General features: G+C 70.0%; 16 protein-coding genes. 9 read left to right on the top strand and 7 right to left on the bottom strand.

Annotated features, from left to right (window positions below; all coding sequences use genetic code 11):
• Window positions 1–459: 459 nt before the first annotated feature.
• The 3 genes from C1707_RS26965 to C1707_RS07650 all read right to left on the bottom strand — a co-directional run bounded on the left by C1707_RS26965 (window position 460) and on the right by C1707_RS07650 (window position 4,075).
• Entirely contained in the window at window positions 460–1,656 is a 1,197-nt protein-coding gene (locus C1707_RS26965; protein ID WP_101714041.1) for an OmpA family protein, read from the bottom strand.
• Between the two features lie 351 nt (window positions 1,657–2,007).
• Window positions 2,008–3,786, bottom strand: coding sequence for a cation:proton antiporter domain-containing protein (locus C1707_RS07655; RefSeq protein WP_101714042.1), 1,779 nt, complete (start codon window positions 3,784–3,786; stop codon window positions 2,008–2,010).
• Between the two features lie 28 nt (window positions 3,787–3,814).
• Entirely contained in the window at window positions 3,815–4,075 is a 261-nt protein-coding gene (locus tag C1707_RS07650) for a helix-turn-helix domain-containing protein (protein ID WP_101714105.1), read from the bottom strand.
• 71 nt (window positions 4,076–4,146) lie between these two features.
• Here C1707_RS07650 and ybaL point away from each other — a divergent pair, with 71 nt between their 5' ends.
• Window positions 4,147–5,799 (top strand): YbaL family putative K(+) efflux transporter, encoded by a 1,653-nt coding sequence (gene ybaL / locus C1707_RS07645; RefSeq protein ID WP_101714043.1) that lies wholly within the window; start codon window positions 4,147–4,149, stop codon window positions 5,797–5,799.
• 181 nt (window positions 5,800–5,980) lie between these two features.
• Here the strand turns inward: ybaL and C1707_RS07635 are convergent, their stop codons facing one another.
• Window positions 5,981–6,772: a TerC family protein gene (locus C1707_RS07635; protein WP_101714044.1), complete on the bottom strand. Its 792-nt coding sequence runs from the start codon at window positions 6,770–6,772 to the stop codon at window positions 5,981–5,983.
• Window positions 6,773–6,889: 117 nt separating this feature from the next.
• Here C1707_RS07635 and C1707_RS07630 point away from each other — a divergent pair, with 117 nt between their 5' ends.
• The 6 genes from C1707_RS07630 (at window position 6,890) to C1707_RS07605 (ending at window position 12,714) form a co-directional block, all read left to right on the top strand.
• On the top strand, window positions 6,890–7,987 hold the full coding sequence (locus C1707_RS07630) for an acyltransferase family protein (RefSeq protein WP_101714045.1): 1,098 nt from the start codon (window positions 6,890–6,892) through the stop codon (window positions 7,985–7,987).
• Window positions 7,988–8,056: 69 nt separating this feature from the next.
• Window positions 8,057–8,743 carry a CHAP domain-containing protein gene (locus tag C1707_RS07625; RefSeq protein WP_101714046.1) on the top strand — a complete coding sequence of 229 codons (687 nt, stop codon included), beginning with the start codon at window positions 8,057–8,059 and terminating at the stop codon, window positions 8,741–8,743.
• A gap of 71 nt (window positions 8,744–8,814) precedes the next feature.
• Entirely contained in the window at window positions 8,815–9,774 is a 960-nt protein-coding gene (gene corA, locus C1707_RS07620) for a magnesium/cobalt transporter CorA (RefSeq protein ID WP_101714047.1), read from the top strand.
• Between the two features lie 80 nt (window positions 9,775–9,854).
• The gene (locus C1707_RS07615; RefSeq protein ID WP_101714048.1) at window positions 9,855–11,102 is read left to right on the top strand and encodes a pentapeptide repeat-containing protein; all 1,248 of its coding nucleotides are present in this window, start codon (window positions 9,855–9,857) and stop codon (window positions 11,100–11,102) included.
• An 8-nt stretch (window positions 11,103–11,110) separates the two neighbouring features.
• Window positions 11,111–11,512 (top strand): hypothetical protein, encoded by a 402-nt coding sequence (locus C1707_RS07610; RefSeq protein ID WP_101714049.1) that lies wholly within the window; start codon window positions 11,111–11,113, stop codon window positions 11,510–11,512.
• Window positions 11,513–11,613: 101 nt separating this feature from the next.
• Window positions 11,614–12,714, top strand: coding sequence for an SGNH/GDSL hydrolase family protein (locus C1707_RS07605; RefSeq protein WP_101714050.1), 1,101 nt, complete (start codon window positions 11,614–11,616; stop codon window positions 12,712–12,714).
• Between the two features lie 129 nt (window positions 12,715–12,843).
• On the opposite strand, the gene C1707_RS07600 is transcribed toward C1707_RS07605, so the two are convergent.
• Window positions 12,844–13,701: a crotonase/enoyl-CoA hydratase family protein gene (locus tag C1707_RS07600; protein WP_101714051.1), complete on the bottom strand. Its 858-nt coding sequence runs from the start codon at window positions 13,699–13,701 to the stop codon at window positions 12,844–12,846.
• Window positions 13,702–13,780: 79 nt separating this feature from the next.
• On the opposite strand from C1707_RS07600, the gene C1707_RS07595 reads away from it, so the two are divergent.
• A complete protein-coding gene (locus tag C1707_RS07595; RefSeq protein WP_101714052.1) occupies window positions 13,781–14,572 on the top strand; it encodes an SH3 domain-containing protein in 792 nt (263 codons plus the stop codon).
• A gap of 131 nt (window positions 14,573–14,703) precedes the next feature.
• Here the strand turns inward: C1707_RS07595 and C1707_RS07590 are convergent, their stop codons facing one another.
• Window positions 14,704–15,312, bottom strand: coding sequence for a class I SAM-dependent methyltransferase (locus tag C1707_RS07590; RefSeq protein ID WP_101714053.1), 609 nt, complete (start codon window positions 15,310–15,312; stop codon window positions 14,704–14,706).
• Window positions 15,309–15,743 carry a DUF488 domain-containing protein gene (locus tag C1707_RS07585; protein ID WP_101714054.1) on the bottom strand — a complete coding sequence of 145 codons (435 nt, stop codon included), beginning with the start codon at window positions 15,741–15,743 and terminating at the stop codon, window positions 15,309–15,311. The genes C1707_RS07590 and C1707_RS07585 overlap by 4 nt, the downstream gene beginning before the upstream one ends.
• A 74-nt stretch (window positions 15,744–15,817) precedes the next feature.
• Here C1707_RS07585 and C1707_RS07580 point away from each other — a divergent pair, with 74 nt between their 5' ends.
• Window positions 15,818–16,723 (top strand): alpha/beta fold hydrolase, encoded by a 906-nt coding sequence (locus C1707_RS07580; RefSeq protein ID WP_101714055.1) that lies wholly within the window; start codon window positions 15,818–15,820, stop codon window positions 16,721–16,723.
• The last annotated feature ends 32 nt before the right edge of the window (window positions 16,724–16,755 follow it).

Raw genomic sequence — 16,755 nt, 5'->3', positions numbered from 1 at the left:
CGCTTCCGAAGCGAGTTTTTCGTTAACAAGCTGTGAACGCGTCGAGGTTCCCCGTGTGGATCAAGGGGTTGCCCACACGATAATTTTTCGCCGCGTCAACGCGCCGCACCAGCGTTAACGAACCTCCGCGACCGGAGGGCTCGGACACCCGACGATTCCGGATTCTTCGGAAGGGTTCGGAGCAAAAAAGAGCGGGGATATGTGGCGCGGTTGCACCCGGCGAGCGCTCGCCCCGGAGAGGAACCTCACCGCCAAGCCCCTCCCCCTTGGGAGGACGGCAAGAACAGCCGGAGGGGCGCTATCGGCCTGCGAGGCGGCGGCCAGGTTCGCAATCGCTCCCCTCTCCGCCGGCTTCGCCGACACCTCTCCCGGAGGGTCCTGAAAAGCAAAAGGCCCCGGAGTTTCCTCCGGGGCCTTCGCATTCGTCGGGAAGCTTCGAGCCTCCGTTCGACCTCGATCTTAGAAGTTGATCGAGATGGTCGAACGACGGTTCAGCGGTTCCTTCACGCCGTCGCCGGTGGCGACGGCCGGAGCGCTTTCGCCCTTCCAGTCGACAGCCAGGGTCTGCTGGGCGACGCCCAGGCCGACCAGGGCGTCAGCCACGGCCTTCGCACGACGTTCCGACAGGCGGACGTTGTACTTCGGCGAGCCCGAGGTGTCGGTGTGACCGACGACCACGATGCGGGTGGCCTTGCCGTCGTTGGCGTACTTCGCGGCTTCCGAAACCACCGACTGGGCTTCCGGCGTCAGCACGTACTGATCGAACGGGAAGTAGACGATGAATTCCTTGGCCTCGAACGGCGCCGGAGGCGGCGGGGGAGGCGGCGGGGGCGGAGGCGGCGGCGGAGGAGGCGGGGGAGGCGGGGGCGGCGGCGGGGGCGGCGGCGGGGGCGGCGGAGCCGCGAACGAGTACCGCAGGCCGACCGTCAGCGACTGGTCCTTGTAAGCGCCTTCGAAGGTGCCGGGCTGCAGAGCGCCCGAACCCGTCGACTTCCAGCTGTGGTCGTCGGTGGCGAAGTAACGATAGGTGACGTCGAGCTTCAGCTTGTCGGTCGCCTTCCAGGCCAGACCGGCGATGCCCTGCCAGGCGATGGCGATGTCGTCGTCGTCCACGGTCAGGTTCTGGACGGCTTGGCCGGCCGGAACGCCGCTGAACTGGCCCAGGGTCTGGACGTCCAGGCGGTTGACGCCGAGGCCGGCGCCGACGAACGGGTTGATCTTGGCGTCCGGCGCGAAGTCGTACAGGACGTTGAACATCAGCGACCACGACTCGATCGAGCCGTCCGGCGAGCCGCACTTGGGGCTCGAGGTCGTGCGGGTCACGCCCGGGGTGCACAGGCCGATCGGCTGCTGACGGACGGGGTTGCCGCGGACGCCTTCCAGGTCGCCCGGACGGTAGCCGCCTTCGAGTTCAGCGCGCCAGTTCGGGGTGAACTGGTAGCCCAGACGCACGAAACCGGCCCAGTCGTTCTCCGACTTCCAGGTCCAGTGATAGTGAGCGCCGTCCGGAGCGTTGGCGTCCGACTCGCTGTTGATAGCCGTCGGCCAGTGGTAGCCGAGGTCGACCGCGCCGTACCAGCCGGTCTCTTGGGCCGAAGCGCCCGACGCGGCGAAGACCGCGGCCAGGGCGGCTCCCGCCAGGAGTTTGAGTTTCATATCAAGAGCCCTCTATTGCCCTGCTCGGCCCAACGGCCGAGCATCGTTATACCAAGGCGCGCGTCCCGCGAAAGTGTCGGCTCGGCAACACCGTCCAAAGTTTCACCGAGGCGGAAGTCCCCCGCGACACCTCGCGGTCACGCCTTGCGAATTCCCCGGCGCCGAATCCGGCGGCAAGGTCTCCTCGAAAGGCGCCCGCGCCCCTCGGTTCGCACGCAAAGCGTTTCCGCGCAAGGCCTTCCGTAGCGTCCGGCAGGCCCGAGAGGCTGAAAAACAACGCAAACGGCCAAGTTTGGGGCGCGGTGTCGGGATACCCGACCGCCGGGCCGCCCGCCGCGAGGCCCGGCGACCTCAGCCCGCGTCGCGCAGTCGCCGGCGCCGGCCGCCCAGCGCGTCGGGCCGGTTGAGCACCTTGCGGTACTCGTCGCGGCGCTCGTGGATCGAGGCGATGACCAGGCCCATCGGCACGCCGATGTCGACCAGCACGGCCTCCGACAGCTGCAGCGAGGCCTCGATGGTCTCGGGCACCGCGTCGGTGGCGCCCAGTTCGTAGAGGCGCGCGGCATGGCGGGCGTCGCGCGCCCGGGCGACGATGGTCAGGTCGGGGCGATGCCCGCGCGCGGCGGCCACCACCGCCTCGGCGGCCTCGGGACCATCCATGGTGACGACCACCGCCCGAGCATGGTCCAGACCGCAGCGCTCCAGCAGCTCCACCCGCGCGGCGTCGCCGAAATAGACCCGGTGGCCGGCGCGACGGCCCTGCTCCACCAGGCGCGGGTCGCGGTCGATGGCGATCCAGGGCAGGTCGTGGCGGTCGAGCATCTCGCCGACCAGCCGGCCGACCCGGCCGAAGCCGACCACCAGCACCCGGCCCTTGGGCTCCTCCACCGACAGGTCGACGCCGTCCGGCGCCTCGGTGGTCTCGGCGGGCGCCTTGCGGCCCAGCCGCGCGCCGACGCCGGTCAGGACCGGGATCAGGAACATGGTCAGGGTGGCGGCCACCAGCACCGCCTGGCCGACGGCCGGCTCGACCACCTCGGCGTCCATCGCGTTGGCCAGCAGCACGAAGGCGAACTCGCCGCCGGCCGCCAGGGCCAGGGCCGCCTCGCCCGAGGCGCGGTTGGAGAGGCCGAACAGCCGGCCCAGGCCGAACACCATCACGGCCTTGACCACCACCAGCCCGACCGCCGTGCCCAGCACCAGCACCGGCGAGGCGACCAGCAGCGACAGGTCCAGGCGAATGCCCAGCGACACGAAGAACAGCGACAGCAGAAGGCCCTTGAACGGCTCGATCTTGACCTCGACCTCGTGGCGATACTCGGTCTCGGCCAGCAGCACGCCGGCGACGAACGCCCCCAGCGCCATCGACAGACCCGACAAGGAGCTGACCAGGCCCGCGCTGATGATCACCAGCAGGCAGGCGGCCATGAACATCTCTTCGCTCTTGGCCTTGGCGACCGAGCGCATCATCGGGCGCAGCGCCAGGCGCCCGACCAGCACGATGACGCCCAGGCCCATGGCCGCGGGCAGCAGGGCCAGGAGGCCGCGCGCGTCGAACTCGCCGTGGCCGCGCCCCAGGATCGCCAGGGTGATCAGGATCGGGGCCACCGCCAGATCCTGGAACAGCAGCACCGAGAAGGTCGCGCGCCCCCCTTCGGCGTGCAGACGCTTGCGCTCGGCCAGCACCGGCACGGCGATGGCGGTGGACGACAGGGTCAGGGCCGAGCCGATGGCCAGCGCCGCCACCGGCGTCTGGCCCAGCATCATCGCCACCGCGCCCAGCGCCAGCGAGCAGCCGATCACCTGGGCCGCCCCCAGGCCGAACACGTACTTGCGCAGAAGCCGCAGCCGCTCCCACGACAGCTCCAGCCCGATCATGAACAGCAGGAAGACGACGCCGAACTCGGCCAGCTGGGCGATTTCGTCGGGATTGTCGACGGTGACGTAGTCCAGCCACGGCGCGATCGGGATCAGCCGGCCCAGGCCGAACGGCCCCAGGATCACGCCGGCCAGCAGGAAGCCGAGGATGGGATTGATGCGAAGGCGCTTGAACAGCGGCGCGACGATCCCGGCCGTGGCCAGGAACAGGACCAGGTCCTTGTAGTCCGCCGGTGAAACCTCGTGGTTCAACGCCCCTGCCCCTCCTGATCGATCCCGCCTAGTCGATGGTCGTCTTCAGCCGAACGCCCGGGCCCGGCTCGCCGGTCTCCGAGGCCGGGATCAGCACAGCGCCGCCCGTCTCCAGCGCCTCGATGAGGAGCCTTTCGGTGCTATGGTGCAAGGCGTGGCGCTCGGTCTCGAAGTCCTTGACCGTGCTGCGCGACACCCCCGCCTTGTCCGCGAGCTCGCCTTGCGACCAGTTGAGCAGCCCGCGGGCGCCCCGACACTGGGCAGGAAGGAGAATTTTTGCGTGTGGCATCTGGCGTCCCACGGGTTCGTCACCCATAATGGTTGAGTACGCCCGAAAAAGATGACCGTCAAGGAGGCCCTTTGCACCACACCTCGCTGATCGCCACCATCGTCGCGGGCCTGGGCCTGGCCTTCGTGTTCGGCGCGCTCGCCAATCGGTTGAAGCTGCCGGTGCTGGTCGGCTACCTGCTGGCGGGCGTCATCGTCGGCCCCTTCACGCCGGGCTACGTCGCCGACCAGGAGCTGGCCCCGCAGTTGGCGGAGATCGGCGTCATCCTGCTGATGTTCGGGGTGGGCCTGCACTTCTCGGTCAAGGACCTTATGGCGGTGCGCAAGATCGCCATCCCCGGCGCAGTGGCCCAGATCACCGCCGCCACCCTGATGGGCGTGGGCCTGGCCGTGGCGCTGGGCTGGGGCTGGGGTCCGGGCGTGGTGTTCGGCCTGGCGCTGTCGGTGGCCTCGACCGTGGTGCTGCTGCGGGCCCTGCAGGAGCGCCGGCTGATCGAGACCGACCGCGGCCGCATCGCCGTCGGCTGGCTGATCGTCGAGGACCTGGCCATGGTGCTGGCGCTGGTCCTGCTGCCGGCCCTGTCGGGCGTGCTGGGCGGCGCGGCCCCGGCCCACGCCTCGGGCGGCATACTGGGCGCCTTCGCCATGACCATCGGCAAGGTCGTCGCCTTCGTGGCCTTCATGCTGATCGTCGGCCGCCGGGTGATCCCGTGGATCCTGCACCGCATCGCCCACACCGGCTCGCGCGAGCTGTTCCGCCTGGCGGTGCTGGCCATCGCGCTGGGCGTGGCGTTCGGCTCGGCGGCGCTGTTCGGCGTGTCCTTCGCGCTGGGGGCCTTCTTCGCAGGCATGATCATGGCCGAGAGCGAGCTGTCGCATCAGGCCGCCAACGAGACCCTGCCGCTGCGCGACGCCTTCGCGGTTCTGTTCTTCGTCTCCATCGGCATGCTGTTCGACCCGATGGTGCTGCTGCGCGAGCCGCTGGCGGTGCTGGCCACGGTGGCGATCATCGTGCTGGGCAAGTCGGTGGCCGCCTATTTCATCGTCGTGGCCTTCAAGCGTCCCAAGAGCGTGGCCCTGACCATCTCGGTCAGCCTGGCCCAGATCGGCGAGTTCTCGTTCATCCTGGCCGGCCTGGGCGTGTCGCTGAAGCTGCTGCCGCCGGAAGGCCGCGACCTGATCCTGGCCGGCGCCATCCTGTCGATCCTGCTCAACCCGCTGCTGTTCGCCTGGCTGGACAAGGCCATGGTCAAGGTCTCGGCCGGAGAAGGCCCCAGCGAGCCGGTGGCCGCCGCCGCCCAGCCGCACGCCGTGCTGGTCGGCTACGGCCGGGTCGGCAAGACCGTGGCCGAGGGCCTGAGGAACCGCACGCCGCTGGTGGTGATCGAGGACGAGGTCGAGCGCGCCGCCGAGCTGCGCGCCGCCGGCTACGAGGTCGTCCACGGCAACGCCGTGCGCCCCGAGGTGCTGATGCAGGCGGGCCTCGACAAGGCCACCCACGTCTTCGTGGCGGTGCCCAGCCCCTTCGAGGCGGCGCGGATCATCGAGCAGGCCCGCGCGGCCAATCCCGACGCCCGCATCATCGCCCGCGCCTACACCGACGCCGACGTCGAGCTGCTGGGCCAGATGGGCGCCACCGAGGCGTTGATCGGCGAGCAGGAGATCGCCCGGGGGATGCTGCAGCGGGCCCCGCGACGGGCTCCGCCGCCGGCTCCGGCGCACTGAGGCGAAAATGAAAACGCCGCGACAGCCGAAGGGCCGTCGCGGCGTTTTTCTTTCATGGTGAAGACCCCCTCAGTCGCTCCGCGACAGCTCCCCCAGAGGGGGAGCATCTCGGCGCTTCAGATCCTCCCCCGCTGGGGGAGGTGGCCCGAAGGGCCGGAGGGGGCCGCCCCGTGAGGGGCGGCTACTCCTTCTTGTGCTTCCGCTCCGAAGCCCGGCGCGAGAGCATGTTCAGCCCCTCGACGCCGGCCGAGAAGGCCATGGCCGTGTAGATGTAGCCCTTGGGCACGTGCACCCCGAAGCCCTCGGCGATCAGCACCGTGCCGATCATCAGCAGGAAGCCCAGGGCCAGCATGACCACGGTCGGGTTGGCGTTGATGAAGTTGCCCAGCGGATCGGCGGCCAGCAGCATCACGGTCACCGCGGCGATCACGGCGATGACCATGATCGGCAGGTGGTCGGTCATGCCCACGGCGGTCAGGATCGAGTCGATCGAGAACACCAGGTCCAGCAGGATGATCTGGAAGATCGCCGCGCCGACGTTCGAGATCACGACGCCGGTCTTGTCGAGGACGTCGCCGCTCTCGTGCTTGGGGTCGACCGTGTGGTGGATTTCCTTGGTGGCTTTCCAGATCAGGAACAGGCCGCCGGCGATCAGGATCAGGTCGCGCCACGAGAAGGCGGTCTCGAAGGCAGGCTCGCCGTGGCTGCCCAGCGGGCCGACGATGCCCAGATTGAACACCGGGGCGGTCAGGCCGACGATGAAGGCGATGGTCGACAGCAGGGCCAGACGCATGATCAGCGCCAGCGAGATGCCGATGCGGCGCACGCGCTGGCGATGCTCGGGCGGAAGCCGGTTCGACAGGATCGAGATGAAGACGAGGTTGTCGATCCCGAGGACGATTTCCATGGTCACCAGGGTGACGAGGGCGGCCCAGGCGCCCGGGTCGGTGGCGAGGTGAAGGAGTTCGTTCATGGGTCCTGGCTAGGCTGAGTGAGAATTGAGCAGGTCCCAGCCCGCCGCTGAGCCCGCCGCGGCCGCCAAACGGCGGTCGGCGAATTGCAGCGAAACTCGGACACGGAAGAAGCAGATATGCCTGACGCCGCCCATATCAAGCCCCTAACCGCCTTGCGGTTTTTCGCCGCCCTGTGGGTGGTGATGTACCACTACTGGCCAAACCTCGCCGTGGCCGGCGCGGTTCCCGGCGTGGTGGCCAAGGGCTATCTGGGCGTCGAGGCGTTCTTCGTCCTGTCGGGCTTCATTCTCTGCCACGTCTACCTGACCGCCTTCGGGGAAGGCCGGTTCGGCTATGGCGGCTTCCTGTGGAACCGGCTGGCGCGGGTCTATCCGCTGCACCTGTTCACGCTGGCGGGCGTCGGCGCCATGGCGCTGGTCGCCGGCATCGCCGGCATCGCCGTCGACAGGAACATGCTGGCCTGGGAGGCCCTGCCGGCCAACCTGCTGCTGGTCCAGGCCTGGGGCTTCGCCCGGGTGTCGGGCTGGAACCACCCCTCGTGGTCGATCTCGGCCGAGTGGTTCGCCTATCTTTCCTTCCCGGCCTTCGCCTTCGTGGCCTGGCGACTGCGTAACCGACCGCTGGTGCTGACCGGCGCCGCCCTGCTGGTGATCGCCGCCCTCTATCCGGCCTTCGAAAAGCTGGCCGGCTTCCCGCTGACCGAGGCGACGATCCGCTGGGGCGCCCTGCGCATCGTGCCGTGCTTCTTCTATGGCTGCGCGCTCTACACCCTGTGGAAGAACCAGGACGTGAGCCTGCGCGGCGCGGGAATCGGCGCCGCCTTCGCCGCCCTCCTGCTGCTCGCCACGGTGCAGCTTCAGGCGCCCGATGCGTTGATCGTGACCATTTTGGGCGGATTTATTCTATCGCTGGCGCGCCTGGCCAAGGCCGGTTCGACCTTCGCTTCGCAGAGCCTTTTCGTGTATCTGGGCGAGATCAGCTACTCGACCTACATGATCTGCATCCCGTGGAAGATCCTGGCGATCAACGGTGCGGCAAAGCTTTTGAATATAGAGAGCGACAAACTGCCGCTGGCCGTCTGGGCGTTAATCGTCGCAGCCTTGGTTCCGCTGTCGGCGGCCTCGTACCACCTGGTGGAAAAGCCGGCCCGAGACTTCATGAAATCTGTGGCCAAGCGACGCCGTAGCACGGCGGCAACCGCTACTGTGGCCTAATAAACACTCTTTTCATATTTTTCCGTCAGGGTTATCCCCCTACCCAGTGACGCGGGGGAGTACCCAAGCATGACGAAACGGAAGAGAGCCCTTTGGGGTTCCCTGGCCGCTGCGGCCATGATCAGCCTCGCGCCGATCTCGAGCGCCGTGGCCGACGGGTACTGGCAGTGCGTGCCTTTCGCCCGCTTGATGTCGGGCATCCAGATCTTCGGCGACGCCCGCACCTGGTGGGGCCAGGCCACCGGCAAGTACGACACCGGCTTCACGCCGAAGGCCGGCGCCGTCCTCTGCTTCAAGCCCACCGGCCGCATGAACCTCGGCCACGTGGCCTTTGTTTCGCAAGTCCTGACCGACCGGGTGATCCAGGTCACCCACGCCAACTGGTCCGTCATGAACGGCGCCCGCGGCCAGATCGAGAAGGACGTCACCGTCGTCGACGTCTCGCCGGAAGGCGACTGGAGCCAGGTCAAGGTCTGGTACGACCCGATCCGCGACCTGGGCACCACGGTCTATCCGACCCACGGCTTCATCTACCAGAACCAGCAGGCGGTCACGATCGCCGCGGCCACCAGCAAGCTGGCGCTCGCCCAGAACGCCGCCGTGTCGCTGGCCAAGCAGGCCGCCAACCAGGTTGCTTCGTCGGTCCGCGCCAACCCGCTGGACATGATCAACCAGGCCGCCGACTCCACCGACCGCATCGCCGCCCTGATCGCCGCCGCCCAAGGCGACGACAAGCAGGCCCAGCAGCCGCGCTGATCGCGAAGGTCGCGCGTTGACGCGACCGAAGGCCCCTGCCACACCCGTGGGGTGAAGGTCCGGGTCGATCCATGCTGAGAGTTCTCCGACAAGGCGCCCCGGGCTTCGAGCCCGGCGGCCTGACGCCCGACTGGCGGCTGCCGGCCGACGCCGTCTGGATCGAGCTCGTCGACCCCACCCGCGCCGAAGAGGTGGCCGTCGAGCAGTCGATCGGCCTCTTGCTGCCCACCCGCGAGGAGATGGCCGAGATCGAGGCCTCCTCGCGCCTCTATCAGGAGGACGGCGGCACCTTCATGACCGCCACGATCCTGGTCAACGCCGAGGGCGAGCTGCCCACGGCCGCGCCGGTGACCTTCGTGCTGGCCGGCGACAAGCTGGTGACCATCCGTTACGTCGAGCCGCGCGCCTTCTCGGTGTTCGCCGCCCAGGCCGAGCGCCAGCCCAGCCTGTGCCCGCACGGTCCGCAGACCTTCCTGGGCCTGCTCGACGCCGTGGTCGACCGCACCGCCGACATCCTCGAGCGCACCGCCAGCGAGGTCGAGACCCAGTCGCGCACCATCTTCAGCCGTCCGCGCGGCGCGGCCTTCGAGAAGATCCTCAGCCGCCTGGGGCGGGCCCAGAACGTCAACGCCAAGGCCCGCGACAGCCTGGTCAGCCTGGCGCGCCTGCTGTCGTTCGCCAGCCTCGCCGAGCAGTTCGAGGGCGACAAGGAGCTGCGCGACCACCTGAAATCGCTGCAGCGCGACGTGCAGTCGATCACCGATCACTCCAGCTACCTGTCGGGCAACATCACCTTCCTGCTCGACGCTGCGCTCGGCTTCATCAACATCGAGCAGAACCAGATCTTCAAGATCTTCTCGGTGTTCTCGGTCGTGTTCCTGCCCCCGACCATGATCGCGGGGATCTACGGCATGAACTTCGAGCACATGCCCGAGCTGCGCTGGATGGAGGGCTATCCGCTAGCCCTGTGCATGATGCTGGCCGCGGCGTTGATCCCGCTGATCTGGTTCCGGCGAAAAGGCTGGCTGTGACTTGTTTCACAGCCGCAAAACAAACCGTTCCTTAAGCGGAGTTTCGGCATAAACGACCGGAACACTTGATAAAAAGCCAGATGTCGCCCCTTCCCGCCCAATCGCCGCAGAGCCTGATCCGCAAGGCTCCCGCCGCCGCCGTCAAGGCCGCGGTGGAGGCGCACGGCCGCTACATGAAGGGCCTGCCGGGCGGCCGGCGCGCGACCCTGGCCTATCTGGACCTGTCGCACTTCGAGCTCGACGGCGCCGACCTCTCCGAGGCCGACCTGACCGGGGCGCTGCTGGCCGGAGCCTCGCTGCGCGGCGCGGTGCTGGACAGGGCGGTGCTGTACGGCGCCGACTTGCGCGACGCCGACCTGCGCGGCGCGCGCCTGACCCGCGTCGACATGCGCGGAGCCTATCTGCGCGGCGCCAACCTGTCGGGCGCCGACCTTTCCGGCTGCGACCTGCGCGAAGGCCTGACGGCCGTGCAGGACGGGGCCGAGGGCTTTCGCCTGCTGCGCCACGCCGAGGACGGGGCCGGCCTCGACTACGCCCTGCTGAAGGGCGCCAAGATGAGCGGGGCCCAGATGTCGGGCGCCTTCGCCCGCGCCGCCGACCTGACCGACGCCGACCTCTCGGGCGCCACGCTGTCGGGCGCGCGCCTGAACAACGCCACCATGAACCGGGTCGACATGACCGGCGCCGAGATCTTCGGGGCCGACCTGTCGGGCGCCCTGCTGCGGCGGGCGGTGATGACCGGGGTCGACACCTCGGGCGCCAACCTGGAAGACGCCGATCTGGCCGAGGTGCTGCGCGCCCCGCCGCCGCTGATCTATGTCGACGACCAGCCGCTGCACGAACTGCTCGAGGCGCACGAGGCGTTCTGCGCCAGCGGCGGCGCCAAGGGTCGGGCGATCAGCATCCCGCAGGTCGACTTCCGTCCATTACGCCGCCTCAAGGGCCGCAAGCTGAGCGGCCTGTCGGCCCCCGGCGCGATCTTCTTCGGCATGGATCTGGAGGGCGCCGAACTGCAGGGCGCCAATCTGGTCGGCGCCGACCTGCGCGGCGCCAACCTGCGCAAGGCCGACCTGCGCGGCGCACGCCTGGCCGACGCCGACCTGGCCCGCGCCGACCTGTCGGGCGCAAAGCTCGGCCCGCTGGTGATCGGCGAGGGCCGCGCCCTGCGCGCCGACCTGACCCGCGCCATCCTGCGCGGCGCCAACCTGTCGGGCGCCAGCGCCGCCCGCGCCCGCCTGATCGGCGCAGACCTGTCGCGCGCCGTCCTCGCCGGCTGCGACCTGCGCGGGGCCGAACTGCCCGAAGGCTTCGTTCCGCCGAAGGGCTGAGATCCCCAATGACCTCCAGCCGGTGGCGGCAAGCCTATCCCGCCTTTTCCGATCGCGTGATCGCCGAGGGCCGCATCGATCCCGCCTTCCTCGACGAACCCGCTTGCGCGGAGGAACTGCGCGAGCAAGCCATCGACGCCGCAGGCTGCCTGCACGCCATCGGAACCGGGCGGACGATCACCTCCGAGGAATACCTCCTGGTCCTGCAGCTGTGTCGCAGCGTCGCCATCTGCTGCGGCCTGGACCCGTCGGCGCTCGACGAAAGGCAGCGCGCGGCCTTGATGGAAACGCTGGTCGAGATGCTGACGCCCCTGCGCAAGTGGGTGGCGGAGGATCTCAATCGAGACGACTACGCCCCCTTCTCCGACATCTGGCCGTTCGACGCGCTCCGGGCGCGCCTGACGATCTAGGGCGGACGGCCTGGACGGGACGGCTGCAATACCTTTTCCGTCTTTCCTTATCCCCACCGACCGCTACACGAGGCCTTCGCACACGACGGGAAGGGCGCGCGATGGGACTTCGAGGACTTCTGACGGCCGCGGCTCTGGCCGCCCTGGTTCCCGCCCTGGCGCTGGCCCAACCGCGCCTCGTTCCCGTCCCCGAAGCCGCCATCCTGGCGCCCCTGCCCGCCCAGACCAGCGGCCGCGTGGTCGCCGGCTCCGACGGCTGGACCTACCAGTGGCCGAGCGCCCGTTTCGAGGCCGCCTTCGCCGGCGAGGCGGTGCTGTTCAAGGTGGGGACCGGCGACCAGGTCCTGCAACTGTCCGTCGACGGCGCGCCGGTCGGCCGGCTGGTCAAGCCGGCGCCGGGCCTCTACCGCATCGAGGGCCTGGCCAACGGCCGCCATCTGGTGCGCGCCAGCGTCGTCAACGAGATGCAGGCCGCCCCCGCCCGCTTCGGCGGCTTCTTTCTCGAGGGCGGCCGCGCCCTGCCGCTGGCCGCGCCCCGCCGCCAGATCGAGTTCATCGGCGACTCCCACAGCGTCGGCTACGGCGACGCCTCGGAGACCCGCGCCTGCCCGGGCGACGGCGTCTGGATGACCACCGACAACGCCCTCGCCTTCGGCCCGCTGACCGCCCAGCGCTTCGGCGCCGACCGCCAGGTCAACGCGATCTCCGGCCGGGGGATCGTGCGCAACTACGACGGCATGGGCGGCGACACCCTGCCGCTGGCCTGGCCCAAGGCCCTGCTGGGCGCCGCGCCGGCCTACGCCAACGACGACTGGCGTCCGCAGGTGGTGGTCATCAACCTGGGCACCAACGACTTCTCCACCCCGCTGAAGGCCGGCGAGCCGTGGAAGGACCGCCAGGCGCTGCGCGACGACTACGTGGCCACCTACGCCCGCTTCGTCCAGGCGATCCGCGCCCGCCAGCCCCAGGCCTTCGTGATCCTCCTGGCCCCGCCCAGCGCCGAGAACGAGATCGCCGCCCAGGTCGATCGCGTCGCCGAGGCCCTGAAGGCCCAGGGCGAGGCCCGCCTGACCGTCATCCCGGTCGGCGAGATGGAGCTGACCGGTTGCGACTGGCATCCCTCGGCCCGCGACCAGCAGGGCATCTCCGACCGCCTGTCGGCCTTCCTCGACCAGCATCCGGAGATCTGGCAGGGGCGGTGACGTGATGCTCCCCCCTGGGGGAGCTGTCGCGGGGCGACTGAGGGGGACGTTTTCAGCTGCCGCGAAAGCTGAAAATGTCCCCCCTCCGGCCCTTCGGGCCACCTCCCCCAGAGGGGGAGGATCAATCTCTCAGATCCCCGCCTTGATCGGCGCGAGATCCGGATAGACCGGCTCGCGCTTGCCGGCCTTGGCGGCGAAGGCCTCGGCCATGTGCGGGCCGGCCAGCATGCCCGACTGCCAGACGGCCAGGTAGTCGAGGGTGTCGGCGACGGAATGGTCGCGGGCGTAGTTGATGATCACCTTGCTGCCCGTCACCGCCAGCGGGGTCTTGGAGGCGATCTCGCGCGCCGTCTCCAGCGCGTGGGCCACTACGGCCTCGTGGCTGTCGAACACGGCGTTGACCAGGCCCAGTTCCAGGGCCTTGGCCGCCGGCAGCTTGCGGCCGGTATAGGCCAGTTCCTTGACCCAGCCCTCGGGGATCAGCTTGCACAGGCGCGGGAAGGTGCCGACGTCGGCGGTCATGCCGATGTTGATCTCCTGGATCACGAAATAGGCGTCGGCGGTCGCGTAGCGGATGTCGCAGGCGGTGGCGAAGTCGACCGCCCCGCCGATGCAGCCGCCCTGTATGGCCATGATCACCGGCATCCGCGCCCGCTCCAGGCACGAGAAGGTCTCCTGCAGGCCCTTCACCTTGTGACGGAAGGCCTCGGCGGCCACGTGGCGGTCGACCGGCTCGCCGCCGGTGATCCCCTCGTCGGCGAACACCGAAAGGTCCATGCCGGCGCTGAAGTGCTTGCCGGTCGACGAAATGACGATGGCCCGCACCCCGCCCCGCCGATCCAGGTCGCCGACGATCGCCGGCAGCTCCCGCCAGAACGCACGCGTCATGGAGTTGAAGCTTTCCGCCCTTATCAGCTTCAGGTGGGCGACGCCCGCTTCGACCTCTACCGTGAAGCAGCTATAGTCGGACGGTGTTTCAGTACCCATCGTCGCCTCCCTTATCATTGTTCACCTGAACGATAGCACGGGCGGCGGCGGCGACGTCAAACCCTCAGAGGACCGCGTCATGAGCAAGTCCATTCCCACCGCCCTGTCGATCGTCGCCCTGCTGGCTGCGGGCCTGGCCGCGGCGCCGGCCCCCGCCCTGGCCCAGGGCAAGCCGCTGGGCGGCCTGTTCTCCTGCGACGCCGGCGGCGGCAAGCAGGAGGGCGGCGCCCTGATCGGGGCCGGCGTCGGCGCCCTGCTCGGCACCCAGGTGGCCAAGAACGAGAAGGGCCTGGGCGCCCTGGTCGGCGCGGCCGCCGGCGCGGCGGCGGGCTCGTACATCGGCTGCCGCATGCAGTCGACCGACACCGCCCGCGCCCAGGCCGCCACCAAGAAGGCCCTGGAAACCGGCCAGTCGCAGGCCTGGAGCAACCCGCGCACGGGCGCCTCGGGCCGCGTCGACGTGGTGGCCTCGACCTACGGCCCGCCGATTCAGGGCGACTCGTTGCGCTTCGAGCGCAACGTTCGACAACTCTCCAGCTACCACGCCGTCGGCGCCGACTACACCGTCCGCTCGACCGCCAACCTGCGCGCCGGCCCGTCGACCAGCGAGAGCGTGGTGGGCAAGCTGTCGGCCGGCGAGCGCGTCGAGGTGCTGGGCGGCGTGCCCGGCTCGAACTGGCTGCTGGTCGGCCGTGGCGGCTACGGCGCGGGCTACGTGTCGAGCGGCCTGCTGACCGCCGGCGGCTACGGCCCCGAACCGTCGTGCCGCACCATCGCCGCCTCGATCTCGACGCGCGGCCAGCGCCCGGCCACCGAGCGCTACAACGCCTGCAAGGACGGCCGCGGCGAGTGGCAGCTGACTCAGGTCTGAGGCGACCTGGCACCTCCCCCGTGAAACGGGGGAGGTGGCGCGGCGCTATCAGCGCCGTGACGAAGGGGGCGACGGCTTGCACTGCGCCCAGCCTCGCCCCCTCCACCGCTTCGCGGTCCCCCTCCCCGGTTTCACGGGGGAGGAGATGCGGAGGCAAAAGCCACCCAAGTCCAGGTAACCCCTGCCGCCCGATTGCCGGCCTGCACCGAGTCGGCTTCGACGCAGTGGACGAGCCGCAGCCCCGCCGCCTCTGCCAAGGTCACCGTCACCTCGACGTCCACCGGCCACACGGGTCTCGACGGCGCGCCGGGGCCGTGGCGCAGCGACATCACCAGTATCCCGCCGGGCGCCAGCAGGCTCGCCAGCGCCGGCATGGCGATCGCGCGAGCCGCGTCGTCCAGATGCTGCCAGACGCCGCTCAGCAGCACCCTGTCGAACAGTTCGCCCCGCAAGCCTGAAAGCGCCGGCAGGCGATCGTCGACCCAGACCAGGTCCGGCCGCAGCGCCCTCCCCGCCTCGCGCAGGGCCGCGACCGGTTCGACGGCGACCACCGCATGGCCCAGGCCCGCCAGCCAGGCCGCGTCGCGTCCCGTGCCGGCGCCGATGTCGGCGATCCGGGCCGAAACGGCCGGAATGAAATCCTGCACCGGCGCGTAGAGCGCGGCGGGGTCGATCGCCTCGAACCGCTCGACCAGGCCCGCCCCGTCGGCCTCGTAGCCGGCAAGCACCGTCGCGATCACAGGTCCACGACCTCGCACTTCAGCGCCTGGCGGATACGGTCGGCGACGATGCGGCGATGGCAGCAGGCCGGATCGTCCTCGTAGCACAGCAGGGCGATGCGCTTTTCCCCGGCCAGCTGCGTGGCCTGGGCCAGGGCGACCTGGGCCTTGGGCTCCTCCAGGTGGGCTGTGAAGATCGCCCGCATCTCGTCGACGCGGCCCGCGCGGGCGGCGTCGCGGCCGGCCTTGGGCGTGCCCAGCGGCTGCAGGTGCAGATAGCCGATGCCCTGCTCTTGCAGGCTGTTTCCCAGCAGGGTCTTGGAAAAGCCGGCCTTGCGCGACGAGGCCACCGCCCGCACGTCGACCACCAGTTCGACGTCGGCCGCCTTCAGCCGGTCGATCATGCCGCCTTGGGTGTCGGTCTCGTAGCCGATGGTGGCGAGCGGATTCATGGTCGGCTCCATTGGACGGCGGGGCTGTGGGCGCCTACGTTAGCGGGAAGAGCCGAAGAAGGAACCTCTGGCCGATGGACGCCGCCGTCTTCCGCGAGCCCAAGCGGCGTTTCATCGCCATCGACAGCCCCGCCGGCGACGGCGAGATGGCGGCGCTGGACTTCGGCCCGGCCGACCGCGCGGTCGACGTGGTCTTCGTGCACGCCAACGGCTTCAACGCCCAGACCTATCGCGCCCTGCTGGCGCCGCTGTCGGCCGGGCTGCGGGTGCTGGCCGTCGACCAGCGCGGCCACGGCGACAGCCGCCTGGCCGCCGATCCCGACGGCCGCCGTTCGTGGCTGGACCTGCGCGACGACCTGCTGGGCCTGCTGAAGGCGCTGGACCAGGCCCCGGTGGTGCTGGCCGGCCACTCGATGGGCGCCACGGTCAGCCTGCTGGCCGCCGCCCAGGCGCCGGGCAAGGTCTCGAGCCTCGTCCTGCTGGATCCGGTGATCATGCCGCGCCTGGTGGCCCTCTACGCCAAGGCCCCGTGGACCTCGGGACGGCTGTGGAAGCGCATGCCGATCGCCCAGGCCGCCGGCCGCCGGCGCGAGGTGTTCGACAGCCGCGAGGCCGCCTTCGCCGCCTATCGCGGCCGGGGCGCCTTCAAGACCTGGCCCGAGACCATGCTGGCCGACTATGTCGGCGGCGGCTTCAAGGACCGTCCCGACGGCAAGGTCGAGCTGGCCTGCACGCCGGCGTGGGAAGCCTCCAACTACGCCGCCCAGGGCCACGATCCCTGGCGCGCGGTCAGCCAGTTCCGGGGACCGGTGCGGATCCTCGCGGCCGAGCACGGCTCGACCTGCCGCATCGGCGACGGCGGCGCCTTCGCCCGCCGGGGCAAGGCGGTGAAGATCGAGACCCTGGCCGGAACCAGCCACTTCCTGCCGATGGAGCGTCCCGACCTGGTGCGCGAGGCGATCCTCGACGCGGCCACTTAAGCGCCAAAAGAAAACCCCGGACCGCAAGGCCC

The organism is Caulobacter flavus (assembly GCF_003722335.1).
GTDB lineage: Bacteria > Pseudomonadota > Alphaproteobacteria > Caulobacterales > Caulobacteraceae > Caulobacter > Caulobacter flavus.
Note: the sequence above shows the minus strand (reverse complement) of the source record. Positions and strands in the feature narration are given on the sequence as shown.

What these genes read in the sequence shown, in the direction of transcription:
- C1707_RS07635 (WP_101714044.1), bottom strand. Translation starts at nt 6,772, where the DNA reads ATGAACGAACTCCTTCACCTCGCCACCGACCCGGGCGCCTGGGCCGCC.
- corA (WP_101714047.1), top strand. Translation starts at nt 8,815, where the DNA reads ATGCTGAGAGTTCTCCGACAAGGCGCCCCGGGCTTCGAGCCCGGCGGC.
- C1707_RS07625 (WP_101714046.1), top strand. Translation starts at nt 8,057, where the DNA reads ATGACGAAACGGAAGAGAGCCCTTTGGGGTTCCCTGGCCGCTGCGGCC.
- C1707_RS07650 (WP_101714105.1), bottom strand. Translation starts at nt 4,075, where the DNA reads ATGCCACACGCAAAAATTCTCCTTCCTGCCCAGTGTCGGGGCGCCCGC.
- C1707_RS07595 (WP_101714052.1), top strand. Translation starts at nt 13,781, where the DNA reads ATGAGCAAGTCCATTCCCACCGCCCTGTCGATCGTCGCCCTGCTGGCT.
- C1707_RS07615 (WP_101714048.1), top strand. Translation starts at nt 9,855, where the DNA reads ATGTCGCCCCTTCCCGCCCAATCGCCGCAGAGCCTGATCCGCAAGGCT.
- C1707_RS26965 (WP_101714041.1), bottom strand. Translation starts at nt 1,656, where the DNA reads ATGAAACTCAAACTCCTGGCGGGAGCCGCCCTGGCCGCGGTCTTCGCC.
- C1707_RS07580 (WP_101714055.1), top strand. Translation starts at nt 15,818, where the DNA reads ATGGACGCCGCCGTCTTCCGCGAGCCCAAGCGGCGTTTCATCGCCATC.
- C1707_RS07585 (WP_101714054.1), bottom strand. Translation starts at nt 15,743, where the DNA reads ATGAATCCGCTCGCCACCATCGGCTACGAGACCGACACCCAAGGCGGC.
- C1707_RS07610 (WP_101714049.1), top strand. Translation starts at nt 11,111, where the DNA reads ATGACCTCCAGCCGGTGGCGGCAAGCCTATCCCGCCTTTTCCGATCGC.
- C1707_RS07630 (WP_101714045.1), top strand. Translation starts at nt 6,890, where the DNA reads ATGCCTGACGCCGCCCATATCAAGCCCCTAACCGCCTTGCGGTTTTTC.
- C1707_RS07605 (WP_101714050.1), top strand. Translation starts at nt 11,614, where the DNA reads ATGGGACTTCGAGGACTTCTGACGGCCGCGGCTCTGGCCGCCCTGGTT.
- C1707_RS07600 (WP_101714051.1), bottom strand. Translation starts at nt 13,701, where the DNA reads ATGGGTACTGAAACACCGTCCGACTATAGCTGCTTCACGGTAGAGGTC.